The sequence below is a fragment of the Pseudarthrobacter sp. alpha12b genome (assembly GCF_054130495.1).
In genome coordinates this window covers 2,857,973-2,874,919 of record NZ_CP196746.1, presented here as the reverse complement: position 1 = coordinate 2,874,919, position 16,947 = coordinate 2,857,973, and the positions used below count along the sequence as shown (strand labels likewise).

At 67.2% G+C, this 16,947-nt stretch carries 13 protein-coding genes; 10 read left to right on the top strand and 3 right to left on the bottom strand.

What is annotated here, in order from left to right; genetic code table 11:
- Window positions 1-73: 73 nt before the first annotated feature.
- On the bottom strand, window positions 74-982 hold the full coding sequence (gene pucL, locus ACTAQI_RS13220; RefSeq protein WP_457946453.1) for a factor-independent urate hydroxylase: 909 nt from the start codon (window positions 980-982) through the stop codon (window positions 74-76).
- An 805-nt stretch (window positions 983-1,787) separates the two neighbouring features.
- On the opposite strand from pucL, the gene ACTAQI_RS13215 reads away from it, so the two are divergent.
- Window positions 1,788-2,660: a glycoside hydrolase family 16 protein gene (locus ACTAQI_RS13215; protein WP_457946451.1), complete on the top strand. Its 873-nt coding sequence runs from the start codon at window positions 1,788-1,790 to the stop codon at window positions 2,658-2,660.
- 12 nt (window positions 2,661-2,672) lie between these two features.
- Here the strand turns inward: ACTAQI_RS13215 and ligD are convergent, their stop codons facing one another.
- Complete coding sequence (ligD, locus tag ACTAQI_RS13210) at window positions 2,673-3,917, bottom strand: non-homologous end-joining DNA ligase (protein ID WP_457946450.1); 1,245 nt, start codon at window positions 3,915-3,917, stop codon at window positions 2,673-2,675.
- A 31-nt stretch (window positions 3,918-3,948) separates the two neighbouring features.
- Window positions 3,949-5,319 carry an 8-oxoguanine deaminase gene (locus ACTAQI_RS13205; protein ID WP_457946449.1) on the bottom strand — a complete coding sequence of 457 codons (1,371 nt, stop codon included), beginning with the start codon at window positions 5,317-5,319 and terminating at the stop codon, window positions 3,949-3,951.
- A gap of 402 nt (window positions 5,320-5,721) precedes the next feature.
- Here ACTAQI_RS13205 and ACTAQI_RS13200 point away from each other — a divergent pair, with 402 nt between their 5' ends.
- The 9 genes from ACTAQI_RS13200 to ACTAQI_RS13160 all read left to right on the top strand — a co-directional run bounded on the left by ACTAQI_RS13200 (window position 5,722) and on the right by ACTAQI_RS13160 (window position 16,946).
- Entirely contained in the window at window positions 5,722-6,216 is a 495-nt protein-coding gene (locus ACTAQI_RS13200) for a nucleoside deaminase (RefSeq protein ID WP_457946447.1), read from the top strand.
- A gap of 14 nt (window positions 6,217-6,230) precedes the next feature.
- The gene (locus tag ACTAQI_RS13195; protein ID WP_457946446.1) at window positions 6,231-7,772 is read left to right on the top strand and encodes an NCS2 family permease; all 1,542 of its coding nucleotides are present in this window, start codon (window positions 6,231-6,233) and stop codon (window positions 7,770-7,772) included.
- Window positions 7,773-7,872: 100 nt separating this feature from the next.
- The gene (locus tag ACTAQI_RS13190; protein ID WP_457946445.1) at window positions 7,873-9,111 is read left to right on the top strand and encodes an XdhC family protein; all 1,239 of its coding nucleotides are present in this window, start codon (window positions 7,873-7,875) and stop codon (window positions 9,109-9,111) included.
- On the top strand, window positions 9,102-10,037 hold the full coding sequence (locus ACTAQI_RS13185; protein WP_457946443.1) for an FAD binding domain-containing protein: 936 nt from the start codon (window positions 9,102-9,104) through the stop codon (window positions 10,035-10,037). The genes ACTAQI_RS13190 and ACTAQI_RS13185 overlap by 10 nt, the downstream gene beginning before the upstream one ends.
- Window positions 10,038-10,039: 2 nt before the next feature.
- The gene (locus tag ACTAQI_RS13180; protein WP_457946441.1) at window positions 10,040-12,871 is read left to right on the top strand and encodes a molybdopterin-dependent oxidoreductase; all 2,832 of its coding nucleotides are present in this window, start codon (window positions 10,040-10,042) and stop codon (window positions 12,869-12,871) included.
- 88 nt (window positions 12,872-12,959) lie between these two features.
- Entirely contained in the window at window positions 12,960-13,940 is a 981-nt protein-coding gene (locus tag ACTAQI_RS13175; protein ID WP_457946439.1) for an aldo/keto reductase, read from the top strand.
- A gap of 44 nt (window positions 13,941-13,984) precedes the next feature.
- Window positions 13,985-14,725: a HEAT repeat domain-containing protein gene (locus ACTAQI_RS13170; protein ID WP_457946437.1), complete on the top strand. Its 741-nt coding sequence runs from the start codon at window positions 13,985-13,987 to the stop codon at window positions 14,723-14,725.
- Window positions 14,722-15,372: a uracil-DNA glycosylase gene (locus ACTAQI_RS13165; RefSeq protein WP_457946435.1), complete on the top strand. Its 651-nt coding sequence runs from the start codon at window positions 14,722-14,724 to the stop codon at window positions 15,370-15,372. Before ACTAQI_RS13170 ends, ACTAQI_RS13165 begins: the two co-directional genes overlap by 4 nt.
- A 50-nt stretch (window positions 15,373-15,422) precedes the next feature.
- The gene (locus ACTAQI_RS13160) at window positions 15,423-16,946 is read left to right on the top strand and encodes a DUF222 domain-containing protein (protein WP_457946434.1); all 1,524 of its coding nucleotides are present in this window, start codon (window positions 15,423-15,425) and stop codon (window positions 16,944-16,946) included.
- The last annotated feature ends 1 nt before the right edge of the window (window position 16,947 follow it).

The following is a 16,947-nucleotide window of genomic DNA, read 5'->3' as shown; positions in this document are numbered from 1 at the left end:
GGGCTGTGGGTGGTGCTGGAGTGGTTCGACGGGCTCAACCACCGGTGGTTGAGCCCGTCTGGCCGAGTGGCGTTTAGCAGAAGCCGGCGATACCGGTCCAGGCGTTTTCGGCCGGAACGGCATCCTCGCGCAGGACCGTAGCCTCGATGAGGCCGTAGGGGCGGTCGGCTGCGAAGAAGACCTCGTTGGGGTTGTCGAGGCCGAACGGCGAGAGGTCCACCAGGAAGTGGTGCTTGTTGGGCATGGAGAACTTGATCTCGTCGATCTCCGGGTGTGCTTCCAGGACCTTGGTGCCCATGTCGAACAGGGTCTGCTGCAGGGCGTGGGAGTAGTTCTCGGTGAAGCCTTCGAGCAGGAGGCTCTTGACGTCGTCGTAGTTCTTGTTGAAATCGAAGCCGGAGAAGTCGGTCCCGGCCTTGAAGCGCCAGCGTGCGGAAACATCAGTTGCCAGGATGCGGTCGGTGGTTTCCGCCAGGGTGGTGTACTTGTCCTTGGGGTAACCGACAAAGCCGGACTGGGTGGACTTCAGGACCGTGAGGTCCTTCAGGCCGGAGATCAGGTGTTCCGCGTCACCGTCGCGGACCAGGACGGCGGTCCGTACTTCCTGGCCGTTCCGTACGAAGGAGTGGTCGTGCTCGCTGCCGTGGGCCTGGATCCGGTCCCAGGCGTAGGACTCGGCCGCCCAGCGTCCGCCGTCGACCCAGCTGAAGCTTGACGTGAAGTGCTCGCCGAGGCGAAGCAGGAAGGCTTCAGGAGAACCGATGCCTTCGCGGGCGAAGGCGTAGACGGTATTTTTCTGGGTGTCAGTGGGCACGACGTGCCCGTTGTCGCCTTCGAGGTGCGCGGCCTCAAAGTCACCGCGCAGCTGCGATGTGACGTTAAGGTCTTCGATTTGGTGGCGGTCGCTGTCGCGGGTGATCTTGACGACCCGGACCTCGGCCTTGCCGAACTGGTTGCTGCCGAGAATGATCTTGCTGCTCATGGTCTGTTCCCAATCTCCGGTAAGTGGAACCAAGGTTCCATCACTGAAATTAAGCGCGCGTTTAATGCGCGTTTCCGGTGGAGCCGACCCAACAAAAAAGAGCCGGCATCCATTGATGCCAGCTCATTACGACCCTGCCTGCTGCTCCCAGGTTACGTGACGTGCGCCACGAGTTGGATAACAGCGTACCCCTCGCATGCGGTGGTGTACATCACAGGTTCAAAATTCAATTTATGACCGGGTGGGCGGTGGCGTGGGGAGGGCCGCTATTGACCCCTTCACCCGGGCGTCCTACCATTTTCGTACAGCAGAAATTATATTCCATAATACGAAAAACAAGGAGGTTTCGATGTACCAGCAGGACACGCCTTCCGTGCCGGCAGCGCCCGCCCAAGAAACTGGCCCGCAGGAGTTCTACCTCCCGCTTGGCGGTGGAATCGACCCGGACCTACACGTACCGGAGGACCGTCTTCATTCCACCGGCCGCTTCTCGCGGTGGATCCAATCCCTGCGTACCCCCGCGGAGAAAGCGCGTAAAAGCTTTCCCTAAAGCTGAGTAGCCGCTACTCGGGACTTGCGGCGGCAAGTCTCCTAGCCTTGCACGATAGACAGCCGACCCTGGGCTTGGAGGCTTCGTCCACGGTCCGGCCATCGCCACTTCGTGCCGGGAAGGACTGCCATGCAACGAGCCACAGCCCGTTTGCTGCAGATCCTGTGCTGTGTGTTGGTCGTCGCGGGGCTGTCGGGCAGCGCCATCCGGCTGCAAGGCCCACCTGTTGCCTCTTCCCCCGGACAGGAGGCATCGGTGTCCGGGACTGACCCGGGGGTGGGGCCGGCGCTTTCAGATTCCACCGGTGGCGCTGGGGCGGAACAGCCTGCTGTTACGGGTGCGGCCGATTCGCCAGCTGCCCAGCCTTCGGGAACGGAGGAATCAAGCAAGCCCGACGATTCCCCGGCCGATGGTTCGGCAAACGAAGCCTCCGTCAAGGGTACGCCCGTGGTGGCCAGCAAGGAGACAGGTCCGCTGGGCCCTCCAGGCCAGTGGCAGCTGGTCTTGGATGAGGAGTTCAACTCGCTCAACACCGCTCTCTGGACTCCCTATTGGTTCCGTGACTGCCATCCCGGATCGACGAAGAACGGGGTCAAAACCTGTTCAAGCAACGTCAAGGTGGAGAACGGAAACGCCGTGCTCCAACTGTCCGACTCGGAATCCGGCGCACTGCTCTCCACCAATCCCAAAGACGGCGTCAAGGGCCATGTGGGCTTCCAGTACACCACCGGCTATGTGGAGGCCCGCATCTACTTCCCGGGAACATGCTCGGGCGGCATCTACAACTGGCCTGCTTGGTGGACCACCGGCCAGAAGTTCCCGAGCTCCGGCGAGGTTGACATCGCCGAGCCCCTGGCCGGGAATATGACCACCGTCTACCACTCTTCAGGCGGCGACTCCGGGAAAGGCATTCTGGGATGCTGGGCGGGCGGGTACCACACCTACGGAGTGCACCGTAAGGCCGGCGTCAACGACATTTACTACGACGGGCGCCGCGTCTCTTCATACTCCACTCAGGATGGTAATGCTCCGCACTACTTGATCCTCAATGTCGGACTGAATCCCGATCAGAGAACGTTCGGCGGGGCCGGAGCCATCAAGGTGGACTGGGTGCGGGCCTGGCAATAGCCGCGGCAAGCCTCAGGATCCGGGCTTTCCCGGCCACTGCTTGCCGGCCCAGGGGTCGTAGTCCGCGATGAGCTCCTCCTGCGGCGGGCGTTCGGCATCGGGAACGTGCTGCAGGTTCACCCGCACCCGGTACCAGAGGGAGCTGGACCCGCGCATCCCATCCACCAGGATGTCCGCAGGCTGCAGGGATTTGACGACGGCGGCGTGCCCGGACTTCCACTCATCAAGCGCCGCGAGTGCCTCGGGCTTGGTCCTGGTCCGGGCCACCTCGATCAGCGGCATCAGCGACTGCCGGCGGCCGGAGCCGTTGCCGCTGCGCGGAGCTTTCTCCGCCGGCCCCAGTTCCTTCGCCAAGGCAAGCAGCCCGTCCAGCCGGCCCACCGCCCCGTCAATGCCCGCATGCGGGTCGCCGATGTCCGCGTACCGCTTCAGCATCGTGGGAACCGTGAACTGATCCGGCCGGGCAGTGCGCATCTCCTCCCACGTGAGCGGCGCGGAAACGCGGGCATCCGGCAGTGGCCGGACCGAGTAGGCGGAGGCCACCGTGCGGTCCTTGGCATTCTGGTTGAAGTCCACGAACACGCTCTCGCCGCGTTCCTCCTTCCACCAGCGCGCGGTGGCCAGGCCCGGTGCCCGGTTCTCCACTTCGCGGGCCAGGGTTTCGGCGGCGAGCCGGACATCCTTGTAGGACCACTCCGGGGCAATGCGGACCAGGATGTGCAACCCGCGGGATCCGCTGGTCTTTGGCCAGCCCACCAGCCCCACGTCGTCAAGGACCTCCTGGGCAACGTAGGCGACATCAACTATTTGCGACCAGTCCACGCCAGGCATGGGGTCAAGGTCCACCCGCAGTTCGTCGGGATGTTCCAGGTCCTCGGCGCGGACCGGGTGCGGATTCAGGTCCAGGCAGCCGAGGTTCACCACCCAGGCGAGGCCGGCGGCGTCCCGGATGACTGCTTCTTCAGCCGATGTTCCGGAGGCGTAGTGCAGGGTGGTGGTGTCAATGAATGGCGGATGGTTCTCCGGCACGCGTTTCTGGAAAAACGGCTCGGCGTCAATGCCCTTCGGGAACCGCTTGAGCACCATGGGCCTGCCGCCTGCACCCCGCAGCGCACCTTCCGCGACAGCAAGGTAGTAGCGCACCAGGTCCAGCTTGGTCAGCCCCGGCTCGGGAAACACCACCTTGTCCGGGCTTGAGATCCGGACTTCGATTCCATCGATATCCAGGACCTCGGGTGGCGTCTTTGACGGAGTCATGCCGCCACGGTAGCAGCGGCCCGCACCCCTGTCAGCCGTTCACGAGCCTGCGGGCCGCCGCTGAGTGTTCGGCGATCAGCCCGGCAATGTCCAATCCAGGAATCTGCCCGTCCACCACGCGCCACTGTCCGGCCACCATTACCCGGTCTGCCCGGTCCGCCGCGCACAGCAGCAGGGCAGCGATGGGGTCATGGCTGCCGGAGAAGCGAAGGTCGTCCAGCGTGAACAGCGCCAGGTCCGCCTGCATTCCGGGAGCTAACTGGCCCAGCCCCGGGCGCCCCAGCACCGCGGCCGAGCCGCGGGTGGCCCAGCCGAGCGCCCGCTCCACCGGTACATCCGCGCCGTAGCGCAGCCGCTGGAGGTAGAGCGCCTGCCGCGCTTCCAGGATCATGTTGGAGGCATCGTTCGACGCCGAGCCGTCCACTCCCAGCCCCACGGGGACTCCCGCGGCCTCCAGTTCCAGGACCCGTGCGGTGCCCGAGGCGAGGCGCATATTGGAGGTGGGGCAGTGCGCGACGGCGGTCCCGGCAGAACCGAGGCGGGTGATCTCCGCGTCGCTGAAGTGGATGCCGTGGCCCAGCCAGGTGCGGTCCGTCAGCCAGCCAACGCTGTCCAGGTAGTCCACCGTCCGCAGCCCGAACATCTCCCGGCAGAAGTCCTCCTCGTCAAGGGTCTCTGCCAGGTGCGTGTGGAGCCGGACGTCCAGCCGTTCGGCGAGGGCTGCACTTTCGGCCATAATCTCTTTCGTCACCGAGAACGGCGAGCACGGCGCCAGGGCAATCTGGATCACGGCGTCGTCGCCGCCTTCGTGGTACCGGCGCACCAGGCGCTCGCTGTCTGCCAGCACCACCTCCGGAGCCTGGACCGTCGACTGTGGCGGCAGGCCGCCGTCGTCCGTTCCCAGCGTCATGGAGCCGCGCGTGAGGGTTGCCCGCATGCCCAGCCGGCGCACTGCTTCCACTTCGATGTCAATGGCGTCCTCAAGGCCTTCGGGGAAGAGGTAGTGGTGGTCTGCGGCGGTGGTGCAGCCGGAGAGCAGCAGCTCGGCCAGTGCAACGGTGGCGGCCAGTTCCAGGTCCTTCGGGGTGAGCCGGGCCCACACCGGGTACAGGTTCTGCAGCCACGGGAACAGCGGGGCGTTGGCCACCGGCCCCCAGGCGCGTGTCAGCGTTTGGTAGAAGTGGTGGTGCGTGTTGATCAGCCCGGGCAGCAGGACGTGCCGGCCAGCGTCGAAAATCCGGGTGCAGGGTGCGGATGGCTGTTGGCCCGCAGCCAGGACCTCGGTGATGACCCCGCCGCTGACCACCAGGCCACCGGAGGCGTCCAGGGAATTGGCGGTGAACGAGGCCAGCGGATTCCGGATCCATAAACGGCCAGCGGGTGCAGGGGAGTGGGTAGTCACGGGCTGTCCTGTCTGAGCGCAGTTGCGGTTGATTCCAGCTCAGTGCGGCCCTGTCTGCTGATCCAGGTGCCCGGCTCCAACTGCTGTGCTGCAGGCAGCGCGGGTTCGGACCAGCGTAGGGAGCAGGGGCGGGTTCCGTCAACGCCCGCGGAATGTGACCGGAGCGGTGAGAGGCACGAAATATGGATTTCACATAGCGAAATAAATTTTCCAGAAAACTATGGCGTGGCCCACAAACCGGTGCTAATCTCGATTCTGCCAAAGGCGGGCACCCGAACCCGGGAAGCTATCTACCAGGCGCAACTTAACCTTCACAGCACATGCTGAAGCCTGGTAACCGTTCGCACCTGGTTTTACTGGTCCTGCGCGGCATCAGGCTTCCCGGCAAAAGGAAGTCGCATCATGAGTACCACCGTCACGGCCGAACAGTTTTTGGCCCGCTCCATCCGGCTGGCAACAGCAAACGTCCTCAACAGCGGAGGCCCCTTCGGCGCCATGATCGTCACGGCGGACGGCAAGACGTTCGACGGCGTCAACCGCGTCACCGCTGACAACGATCCCACGGCCCACGCCGAAGTCACCGCCATCCGCGCCGCCTGCCGCGAACTGGGCACCTTCGACCTCAGCGGCGCTGTCCTCTACACCAGCTGCGAGCCGTGCCCCATGTGCCTGGCCTCGGCGCTCTGGGCCCGCGTAGGCCGGGTGGTCTACGCAGCTGACCGCCACGACGCCGCCTCCGTCGGCTTCGATGACGCCGTGTTCTACGAATACTTCGAAAACCAGGACAGGGATTCCCTGATGCCGGTTTCCAAGCTGGAGCTGGGCGATCCCCAGGCGCCGGCCCCGTTGGAGCCGTTCAATACCTGGAACACGCTCGAATCCAGGATCGACTACTAGGCCCGGCGGCTGTCATGACCATCCTGGACCATTCCCACGAGGAGCATCCGGCTCCAAACACCAGCACTTCCAGGCGGGCGCCCCGCACGCCAGCGCAGGGACCACGCGAACCGCAGGCTCCGGCGCCGGAATCCTTTCTGGACCGCTTCTTCCAGGTCACCCGCCGCGGCTCCACCCTTGCCCGCGAATTCCGCGGCGGCCTGGTCACCTTCTTCACCATGGCGTATATCGTCATCCTGAACCCCCTCATCCTGGGCGGCTTCAGCGCGGACAACGCCCCCACCGACCTCGCCGGGGGCTGGCTCTCCGCCGCCCAGGTGGGTGCTGTCACCGGCCTCACTGCCGGCGTCATGACCATCCTCTTCGGCTTGATCGCCAACCTGCCCTTCGGCCTGGCCGCGGGACTGGGCATCAACTCCTTCCTGGCCGTCTCGGTGATCCAGGAAGTCACCTGGCCCGAGGCCATGGGCCTGGTGGTGATCAACGGCATCCTGATCGTCCTGTTTGGCGTCACCGGCGCCCGGACCGCCATCTTCCGGGCGGTGCCCAAGGAACTGAAGGCCGCCATTACCGTGGGCATTGGCCTGTTCATCGCCTTCATCGGCTTCGTGGACTCCGGTTTCGTCCGGCCCACCGCCGGCGGCCCGCCGGTCCAGCTGGGCGACGGCGGCTCCATCACCTCCGTGCCCACGCTGGTGTTTGTCGTCGGCCTCCTGGCCATGGGCATCTTGGTGGCGCGCAAGGTCCAGGGTGGCCTGCTCATCGGCATCGTCGGCACCACCGTGCTGGCCGCCGTCGTCGAGGCCATTTTGAAGCTCGGCCCGGCCAGCGCCACCAACCCCGGCGGCTGGCACCTGAACACCCCTGTCCTGTCCGGCCAGCTGGTGTCTGCGCCGGACCTGGGCCTGGTGGGCCACTTCGATCTCTTTGGTTCGTTCAGCCGGATCGGCGGCCTCGCGGCCACCATGTTGGTGTTCACGCTGGTGTTCACCAACTTCTTCGACGCCATGGGCACCATGACCGGCCTGGCCAAGAGTGCCGGCGTCGCGCATAAGGACGGAACGTTCCCGCGGCTGAAGGCGGCCTTCATCGTGGAGGGCTTCGGCGCCGTTGCCGGCGGTGCCACCTCCGGCTCCTCCAACACCGTGTACATCGACTCCGCTGCAGGCATCGGCGAGGGCGCGCGCACCGGCCTGGCTTCCGTGGTCACCGGCGTGCTGTTCCTCGGCTCGATGTTCCTCACCCCGCTCACCAGCGTGGTGCCGCTCGAGGTGGCCGCCGCCGCCCTGGTGGTGGTGGGGGCCATGATGATGGCCCAGATCCGCGAGATCAAGTTCACCAAGTTCACCGTGGCCCTGCCGGCATTCCTCACCATCGTGACCATGCCGCTGAGTTACTCGATCGCCAACGGCATCGGTGTGGGCTTTGTGAGCTGGGCCGTGATCGGGGCTGCGTCCGGCAAGGCGAAGAAGATCCATCCGCTCATGTGGGTGGTGAGCCTCGGGTTCCTGGTGTACTTCGCCCGCGGGCCGATCAACCACCTGCTGGGCGGCTGAGCTTTGCCCCAACCACCCAGGGGGCCGGGCCAACCCTTGGCCCGGCCCCTCACAGGACCGACAATGGACACCACCGCCGCGCGGAAGAAGGAGTGCCGCCATGCTTGACCTGATCCCTTCGCTCGGCTCGTGGCTGCCACGGCTGGCAAGCCAACAGTTCGCCATGGCCACCATTGTGGCTGCCTCAGGTTCGGTGCCGCGGCCGGTGGGCACGTCCATACTGGTCAGCGGCTCCGGCGAGGTGCTGGGCAGCCTCTCCGGCGGCTGCGTGGAAGGCGCCGTGGTGGCGCTCGCCCAGGAGGCAATGGACGACGGCGCCCCGCGCCTGAAGACGTTCGGCTTCAGTGCCGCGGACGCCTTCGCCGCCGGGCTCACCTGCGGGGGAGAGCTGGAGGTCCACGTCCAGCCGGTGCCCGCCGCCGTTCCCGGCGAAGCTGGGCATCCGCTGCGGAGCGCCCTGTTGCGACTCGCCGGACTCGGCCCGGACCAACCCGTGGCCCTGGTGCGGGTGCTGGGCAGACAAGAAGGCGGCGCCGTCGTACTTTCTGATCCGGCCGCCTTCCGCCTGGCCGCGTCCCCGGAGCTGGCAGCCCTGCTGCAGGGTGAACCGGCACTGCAGGTGGAATCCATGGTGCGCCGCGGTGGCGCCGGCCTGGTCCGGCTGGGCCAGTCGGGGGAATGCGCTCCGGACCGAACCGGCCACGGGCAGCCTTCCGGGGAAGGCGTGCTGGCGGAGTCCCGGCTGGCCCCGCCGCGGATGCTGGTGTTCGGCGCCAACGACTTCGGCGCGGCGCTGGTTCCGGCCGCCAAGCTGCTGGGCTACCACGTCACCCTGGTGGACGCCCGCCCGGCCTTTGCGAACCAGCCCCGTTTCGCTGCCGCAGACCAGGTCGTGGTCGACTGGCCGCACCGGTACCTGGCGGCGGAGGCGGCCGCCGGCCGGACGGATGGCCGGTCCGTGGCCGCCGTCCTGACCCACGATCCCAAGTTCGATATCCCGCTGCTGGAAATCGCGCTGGCCCTGAACCTGGCCTACGTGGGTGCCATGGGCTCCCGCCGCAGCCACCTCCAACGGGTTGGCGAACTCCTCAGCGCAGGCGTCCCGCCGGAGCGGATCGCGCAGCTGCACTCACCCATCGGACTGGACCTCGGTGCCGTCACCCCCGCCGAAGTGGCGGTGTCCATCACCGCGGAAATCATCGCCGCCCGCAGCCGGGCGGCCAGCTGCCTGCCGCTGCGCGAAACGTCCGGCACCATCCACCCCCGCCCCATCCACCCGCACCCCGCGCCCGCCCCGGCCCCCACAGACGTTGACAAGCAGGAGATCGCATGGACATGAACACCATTGAGGCGGTGGTCCGCACCACCGACCCCGCGGAATGGCGCGACGGCGACGCCTGGCTGGCCGGCGGAACGGTCCTTTTCTCCTACGGCAGCTACGCCTTCGGGCCGCAGCCGCTCAAACGGCTCCTGGACCTGGGGGCTGCAGGCTGGACGCCCATCACCGTCACCGACGACGGCATTGACCTTGCCGCCACCTGCACCATCGCCGAGCTGTACAAACTTCCCGGCCTGCCGGATGTTTCGGGCTGCGGCTGGCCCGCGCTGGACCTGGTCCGGTCATGCTGCGACTCCTTCGTGGCCTCCTTCAAGGTGTGGAACATGTCCACGGTGGGCGGCAACCTCTGCACCTCGCTTCCCGCCGGACCCGTCATTTCGCTCTGCGCCGGGGTCGACGGCGTGGCCACCATCCTGACGCCGGGCGGCGGCAGCCGCACCCTCCCGGTGGCGGACTTCATCACCGGTGATGCAAGGAACGGCCTGGCACCGGGCGAGCTGCTCCGCAGCGTGCACCTTCCGGCGTCGGCCCTTTCCGCCCGCGTTGCCTTCCGCCGCCTGTCGCTGAGCAACCTGGGCCGTTCCGGGGTGCTGCTGATTGGAAGGCTCGACGCCGGCACCTCCCTGGTCCTCACCGTCACCGCCGCCACCAAGCGCCCGGTGCAGCTGCGCTTCGACGCGCTGCCTGACGCGGACCGGCTGGCCGCAGCCCTGGACGATGCCATCCCGGTAGAGCTCTACCACGACGACATCCACGGGCTGCCGGCCTGGCGCCGCGACATGACCTACCGGCTGGCCGGGGAAATCCGCGCCGAACTGGCAGCGCCCGAAGGAACGCCGGGACTGGCGGTGTCCGGCGACTTCTGGCCGCCCCGGACCGGCGGGATGCCGGGAGCCGGGCCGACAACTCTTTCGAAAGGGGCCTGAGCATGGCCATCGAGATCAACGGAACTTCTGCGGATGCCGCACCCCGTCCAGGACAGTGCCTGCGGACCTTCCTCCGGGAGCAGGGAAACCTGGGGGTGAAGAAGGGCTGCGACGGGGGCGACTGCGGCGCTTGCACCGTGCACGTGGACGGAACACCGGTCCACAGCTGCATATACCCGGCGGTCAGGGCAGAAGGACACTCTGTCACGACCATTGAGGGGCTTGCTGCGGCCGGCGGCGCTGATGGGCAGCTGCACCCGGTGCAGCAGCAGTTCCTGGAGCGCCAGGGCTTCCAGTGCGGCTTCTGTACTGCCGGCATGGTGATGACCGCCGCCACGTTCGACGACGACCAAAAAGGGAACCTGCCCCGGAACCTCAAGGGCAACCTGTGCCGGTGCACCGGTTACCGCGCCATCGCGGATGCGGTCTGCGGGGATGCCGGCCATCCGGATCCCCAGGGGCCGGGCTCCGGCATTGCCGGGGAGGGGCAGCCGGACCCGGAAGTGGGCCGGCTGGGCGACGACGTCCCGGCGCCGGCCAGCCGGGCAGTGGTCACCGGAACGGCCCGGTACACGCTGGACGTTCCGAAGGATCAGCTGCAGGACCTGCTGCACCTCAAGATCCTGCGCTCGCCGCACGCCCACGCCCGGGTGGTGTCCGTCGACAAGGTCGCAGCGCTCCAAGTCCCCGGCGTGGTGGCCGTCTTCACCTCCGAAGACGCGCCGGAGCAGCTGTTCTCCACGGCCCAGCACGAGCTTTTCACGGACGACCCCGACGATACCCGCGTGCTTGATGACGTGGTCAGGTTCACCGGGCAGCGTGTAGCCGCCGTCGTGGCGGAATCCGTGGCCGCCGCGGAAGCAGGCGTCCGTGCCCTGCGGGTGGAGTATCAGGAGCTTCCCGCCGTGTTCTCGCCCCAGGACGCTTTGCTTCCGGGTGCGCCGCTGGTCCACGGGGACAAGGACGCGGCCGCGGCCCGCATCGCCCGCCCGGAGCGGAACGTGGTGGCGGAGCTGCACTCGGAGCTGGGAAGCGTGGCCGAGGGGTTCGCTGCCGCCGACTTCATCCATGAACAGACCTACCAAACCCAGCGGGTGCAGCACGTGGCGCTGGAAACCCACGCGGCGATTGCTTCCGTGGACCCGGAGGGCCGGCTGCAGGTCCGCACGTCCAGCCAGGTCCCGTTCCTGGTCCGCCGTACCCTGTGCCGGGTCTTTGGCCTGGAGGAGGACAACGTGCATGTGGTGGCAGGGCGCGTGGGCGGCGGGTTCGGCGGCAAGCAGGAAGTCCTCACCGAGGACCTCGTGGCGCTCGCGGCCCTGAAACTGAAGCGCCCGGTCCAGTTGGAACTGACCCGCACCGAGCAGTTCACCGCCACCACCACCCGGCATCCGTTCACCATTAAGCTGAAGGCCGGGGCCCGCAAGGACGGGCAACTGACGGCCCTGGAGCTGGACGTCGTGACCAACACCGGCGCCTACGGCAACCACGGCCCCGGCGTCATGTTCCACGGCTGCGGCGAATCGCTGGCGGTATACAACTGCGCCAACAAAAAGGTGGACGCGCATTCGGTGTACACCAACACCGTGCCGGCGGGTGCTTTCCGCGGGTACGGGCTGAGCCAGATGATCTTCGCCATCGAGTCCGCCATGGATGAGCTGGCGGTGGGGATCTGCATGGATCCACTCGAGTTCCGCCGCCGGAACATGGTCCGCGAAGGGGACCACATGCTCTCCACCCAGCCGGATCCGGAGGAGGACGTCCACTACGGCAGCTACGGCCTGGACCAGTGCCTGGACCTGGTCCGCGACGCCCTGGCCCGCGGCACGGTCCGCTACCGGGAGGCGGGCCTGGACGATCTTGGACCGGAATGGATGGTGGGTGAAGGAACCGCGCTGTCCATGATCGACACCGTGCCGCCGCGTGGCCACTTTGCCCATTCCCGGCTCCGGCTCCTGCCGGACGGGACGTACCAGGCCGACGTCGGGACCGCCGAGTTTGGCAACGGGACCACCACGGTGCACGCCCAGCTCGCCGCCACGGCCCTGTCCACGGAAGCGTCGCGGGTGGCGGTGCGGCAGTCGGACACGGACCTGGTGGAGCACGATACCGGTGCGTTCGGATCCGCGGGCACGGTGGTGGCCGGCAAGGCCACCCTCTCCGCCGCCGAGGAGCTGGCGGTCAGGATCCGGGCCTTCGCCGCCGGTGTCCGGCAGACGCAGGCTTCCGCCTGTGTTCTCGACGGGGACTCCGTGGTGGTTGACGGGACTCCCGTGGCACTTTCCGAACTGGCGCAGGCGGCCGCGGAAGCCGGCGTCGAACTTGCTGCCGAAGGGCGCTGGGGCGGCACCCCGCGCTCCGTCGCGTTCAACGTGCACGGCTTCCGGGTGGCGGTGAATCGCGGCACCGGTGAGCTGAGGATCCTGCAAAGCGTGCAGGCGGCCGACGCCGGCGTGGTGGTCAACCCGCGGCAGTGCCGCGGCCAGATCGAAGGCGGGATTGCGCAGGCCCTTGGCGCCACGCTGTACGAAGAAGTGGTGGTGGACGACGCCGGGAAGGTCACCACGGACATCCTGCGGCAGTACCACATCCCTACTTTCGCGGACGTGCCGCGCAGCGAGGTCTATTTCGCGGACACCAATGACAAGATGGGGCCGTTGGGCGCTAAGTCGATGAGCGAGAGCCCGTTCAACCCGGTGGCCCCGGCGCTCGCGAACGCCATCCGGAACGCCACGGGGGTGCGCTTCGCGTCACTGCCTATTGCGCGGGACCGGATCTACCTGGGGCTGAAGAAGGCGGGGCTGGTGCCGGGGCTGGAGCACATTCCCGCCTAGGTCAACGCCGGGGTCACATCGGGCCCCACGAGGCGTTCGCAGCGGGGCGGATCCGGCTCCGGCTTGCATCGTTGCATATAGTCGGGGGATGGAACAGCGGATTTTAGGCAAGACCGGACGGAACGTCTCCATTGTGGGGCTCGGTACCTGGCAGCTCGGCGCGGACTGGGGCAACGTGGACCCGGCGCAGGCGCAGGCCATCCTCGCAGCTTCCGTGGAGGCAGGAGTCACCCTCTTCGATACCGCCGATGTGTACGGCGACGGGAAGAGTGAGCAGGCCATCGGGAAGTTCCTGGCGGACAACCCGGGCCTCGGCGTCACGGTTGCCACCAAGATGGGCCGCCGGATGGAACAGCGGCCGGAGAACTACACTCTGGCCAACTTCCGCCAGTGGGTTGACCGGTCCCGGAAGAATCTGGGCATGGACACCCTGGACCTGGTCCAGCTGCACTGCCCGCCCACCCCGGTGTACAGCAGCAACGAGGTCTACGACGCCCTGGACACCCTGGTCGCCGAAGGCGCTATCCGCAACTACGGCGTCTCCGTCGAGCGGACGGACGAGGCCCTCGAAGCCATCCGCCGTGAGGGAACCGCCTCCGTCCAGATCATCCTGAACGCCTTCCGGCTCAAGCCCCTGGATGAAGTCCTGCCGGCCGCCAAGGCCGCGGGGGTGGGCATCATTGCCCGCGTGCCGCTGGCGTCCGGGCTTTTGTCCGGGAAGTACTCGAAAGAGACCACCTTCGCGGAGAACGACCACCGGAACTACAACCGCAAAGGCGAGGCCTTCGACGTCGGCGAGACCTTCTCCGGCGTGGACTTCGATCTGGGCTTGAAGGCCGTTGCAGAGTTTGAGCAGCTGGTTCCGAAGGGCGCCACCACGGCGCAGGCGGCCATCGCGTGGATTGCCGCGCAGGACGGAGTCACCACCGTCATCCCCGGCGCGCGCAACGTGCAGCAGGCCCAGGCCAACGCTGCCGCGGCTACGGTCAGGGTCGGCAAGGAGTTCGACGACGGCGTCCGCTGGATCTACGACCACTACTTCCGCGAGGCCATCCACCCCCGCTGGTAGGGGAGCCCTAAGGGCAGCACGAGTCTGCGGCATGGAGGTGTGCGGTGACCAAACGGTCTGATTACAGGGCGGTGCTGGCATCCCTCCCCGCCGGGCAATGGCTGGCCTATCTCGATGCTGAGTCAGGACTGCCCGGTCCCCGCGGCAACATTGAGCTGGCGGAGGCTTTTTCCGATGCGGCTGATCCGGGCCTGATAAAGATCTGTGTGGAGAGTCCGGACGAATACCGCGCCATGTGCGGTGCCGTGGGTCTTGGCCGATTGCTTGTTGAGGGCCGGCAGGGTGCGGCGGAGACATTACGGGGCCTTGCAGGGGACCACCGCTGGCGGGTCCGCGAGGGGGTTGCGATGGCACTGCAGCGGCTCGGTGATGTGGACATGCCTGCGTTGTGGGCCTTGTCGGCGGCCTGGCTTGGCGATGGTCCCTTGGTCCAGCGGGCCGTGGCTGCCGGGATCTGCGAACCGCGCTTGCTCCGTGGGCCGGAAGACGCAGCCAGGGCGGTCGAGGTACTGGATACGATCACGGCGTCTTTGGAGGAAACTGATCCCGGGACGCGGCGGGCGGACCAGTTCCGGGTGCTGCGCCAGGCACTCGGATACTGCTGGAGCGTCGCCGTTGCAGCTTCTCCGGCGCTGGGCATGGCACAGCTGGAGAAGTGGGCTGCGTGCGGGGACAAGGACGTGCGCTGGATCCTGCGCGAAAACCTCAAGAAAGCCCGCCTTGCCAGGGCTGACCCCGGTGGCGCGGCGCGCCTGGCCGCCATGCTGGATGAGCACGGTCAATGAGCGCCCACGCCATCACCGGCTTCGTTGAACGGCTTGCGGCTGTGGACACGGGAGCTGCAGCCAACAATTTCTTCAACCACGCAGTTCCGGAGAATGCGCTCCGCCGCCGTAACCTTGAGATCTACCTGCACGAAATGCTGGAAAGGCGCCCGGATGTACTGCTGGTGGGGGAGGCCCCCGGCTTCAGGGGCATGCGCATCACCGGCGTCCCTTTCACCAACCGGACCATCCTCGGAGGCCCCGCCAACAGCTTCGGGCTTTTCGGCCCTGGCAAGGGCTATGTGCTGCCGCCCGAAGCTGCGGGGGTTGCCGCGGAGCCCACCGCCACGGTGCTGTGGCAGGTGCTGGAAGAAGTGGGGCTTTTGCCACTGTTGTGGAGCGCGTTCCCCTGGCATCCCCATCAACCAGGGCAGCCGTTGTCCAACCGCACGCCCAGGCCCTCTGAAACGAAGCTGGGGACGCCTTTCTGGCAGGAGCTCGCGGAGCTTTTCGAGATCAGGTCCATCGTGGCGGTGGGCAACGTGGCCCAGCACAGCCTGGAGCGCAGCGGCCTGAACGTCCCCAAAATCCGGCATCCCGCCCACGGCGGCCGGTCCGGATTCAAGCGGGGACTGGAGCAGTTGCTGGAGGGAAGGGTGCAGGACTGACCTGAACTCTTCACGGCCAGAATGTCAGACCCCCTTGTCATGATGGGTTTATGGGGAAAGCGGCGGTGGCAAAGGCGTTGGAGGACATCCGTGCCGCTGTTGATGTGCTCAATGCCGAGGTGGACGGGGCGGGTTCAGAGCCGTTCTTGGATGCTGATCCGTTGGCGGGCTTGGCGGATGGTTGCCTGGACGTTCTGGCTGTGGCCCGGGAGGCGGAGGCGGGGATCGCCGGTTTGAAGGCGCGGGCTGCGGTGAGGTACGCGGAGACTGCCTGTGCTGTTGGGCCGCCGGATGCGCCGGTGGTGGCTCATGAGATGGCGGTCGCGGCGGAGATCGGGTGCGTTTTGGCGTTGGGGCCGCGGGCTGCGGCGTCGTTCCTGGCCACGTCCCATGCCGTGACAGCGACGTTGCCGCGGACCTTGGAGGGGTTGCAGGCCGGGGTGATCTCCTGGCAGCATGCCGTGGCGATGGCTGATGAGACGGCGAGTCTTGATCCTGCGGGGGCGGCGGCGTTGGAGGCGCATTTCCTTGGCCCTGACGCTACCAACCCCGATGCACCTGGCACGGCGCCGGGGTGCCCGGTGGGGCAGATGCCGGCGCACCGATTCAAAGCGAAAGCCCGGACCTGGCGGGAACGCCACCACGCCGAGTCGATCGAGAAGCGGCACGCCAAGTGCGTGTTGGACCGGCGGGTGGAGTTTCGTCCGGACCAGGACGGGATGGCCTGGCTCAGCGCGTATCTCCCGGCGGACCAGGCCGTGGCTGGGTGGAACCGGCTTACGGCTGTTGCCCGGGGTTTGCAGGGCCCGGACGAGTCCCGCACCCTCTCCCAGTTGCGGACGGATGTCTTTACCGAAGCGATCCTCACTGGCGGGCTGGGCGCCGGCGGTGACAGCAGTGGCAATATGAGCGGGAGCGGTGCCAGCGTGACGGACGGCGTTGTCGGGCCCAGTGGTGGCGACGGCGCCGGGCGGGGACACTTGTCATCGATTCGGGCGCAGGTGCTGGTCACGGTCCCGGTGTTCTCGCTGATGGGTGTGACGGAGGAGCCGGCGATGCTGGACGGGATCGGGCCCGTCCCGCCGTCGATGGCACGGCAATTGGTCGCCGACGGGGCCGGCTCGTTTTACCGGGTGCTGGTGGATCCGCGGGACGGGGCGCCGCTGGAGATCGGAAGGACCAGCTACCGGGTCACCGGCGCGATGCGGGCCTGGCTGCGGATGCGGGACGGCAAGTGCCCGTTCCCGGGCTGCAGCAACAATTCCCTGGACAATGAGGCCGACCACATCCTCGCCTGGGCCAAGGGCGGCACCACCGGCATCAGCAACCTGGGACAGCCCTGCCCGAAACACCACAGACTCCGCCACACCACCGGCTGGAAACCCACCCCAGCCAGCAAGAACGAACCACCCGGTTGGACCTCACCCACCGGCCGCCACTACACAAGCGAACACCAGGACTGGGAACCACCACCATGGCCGGAGGGACTAAGGCCGGGCAGCATTGACTTCTTTCGCCATGGAGAGTCACCCTGGGAAGACGCCCTTGAGCGGTTCCTGCGCGCCCATGCCTGAG

Coding starts and splice junctions, on each gene's coding strand:
- pucL (WP_457946453.1), bottom strand. CDS start 982: ATGAGCAGCAAGATCATTCTCGGCAGCAACCAGTTCGGCAAGGCCGAG.
- ligD (WP_457946450.1), bottom strand. CDS start 3,917: ATGACTCCGTCAAAGACGCCACCCGAGGTCCTGGATATCGATGGAATC.
- ACTAQI_RS13200 (WP_457946447.1), top strand. CDS start 5,722: ATGAGTACCACCGTCACGGCCGAACAGTTTTTGGCCCGCTCCATCCGG.
- ACTAQI_RS13195 (WP_457946446.1), top strand. CDS start 6,231: ATGACCATCCTGGACCATTCCCACGAGGAGCATCCGGCTCCAAACACC.
- ACTAQI_RS13190 (WP_457946445.1), top strand. CDS start 7,873: ATGCTTGACCTGATCCCTTCGCTCGGCTCGTGGCTGCCACGGCTGGCA.
- ACTAQI_RS13185 (WP_457946443.1), top strand. CDS start 9,102: ATGGACATGAACACCATTGAGGCGGTGGTCCGCACCACCGACCCCGCG.
- ACTAQI_RS13180 (WP_457946441.1), top strand. CDS start 10,040: ATGGCCATCGAGATCAACGGAACTTCTGCGGATGCCGCACCCCGTCCA.
- ACTAQI_RS13175 (WP_457946439.1), top strand. CDS start 12,960: ATGGAACAGCGGATTTTAGGCAAGACCGGACGGAACGTCTCCATTGTG.
- ACTAQI_RS13165 (WP_457946435.1), top strand. CDS start 14,722: ATGAGCGCCCACGCCATCACCGGCTTCGTTGAACGGCTTGCGGCTGTG.
- ACTAQI_RS13160 (WP_457946434.1), top strand. CDS start 15,423: ATGGGGAAAGCGGCGGTGGCAAAGGCGTTGGAGGACATCCGTGCCGCT.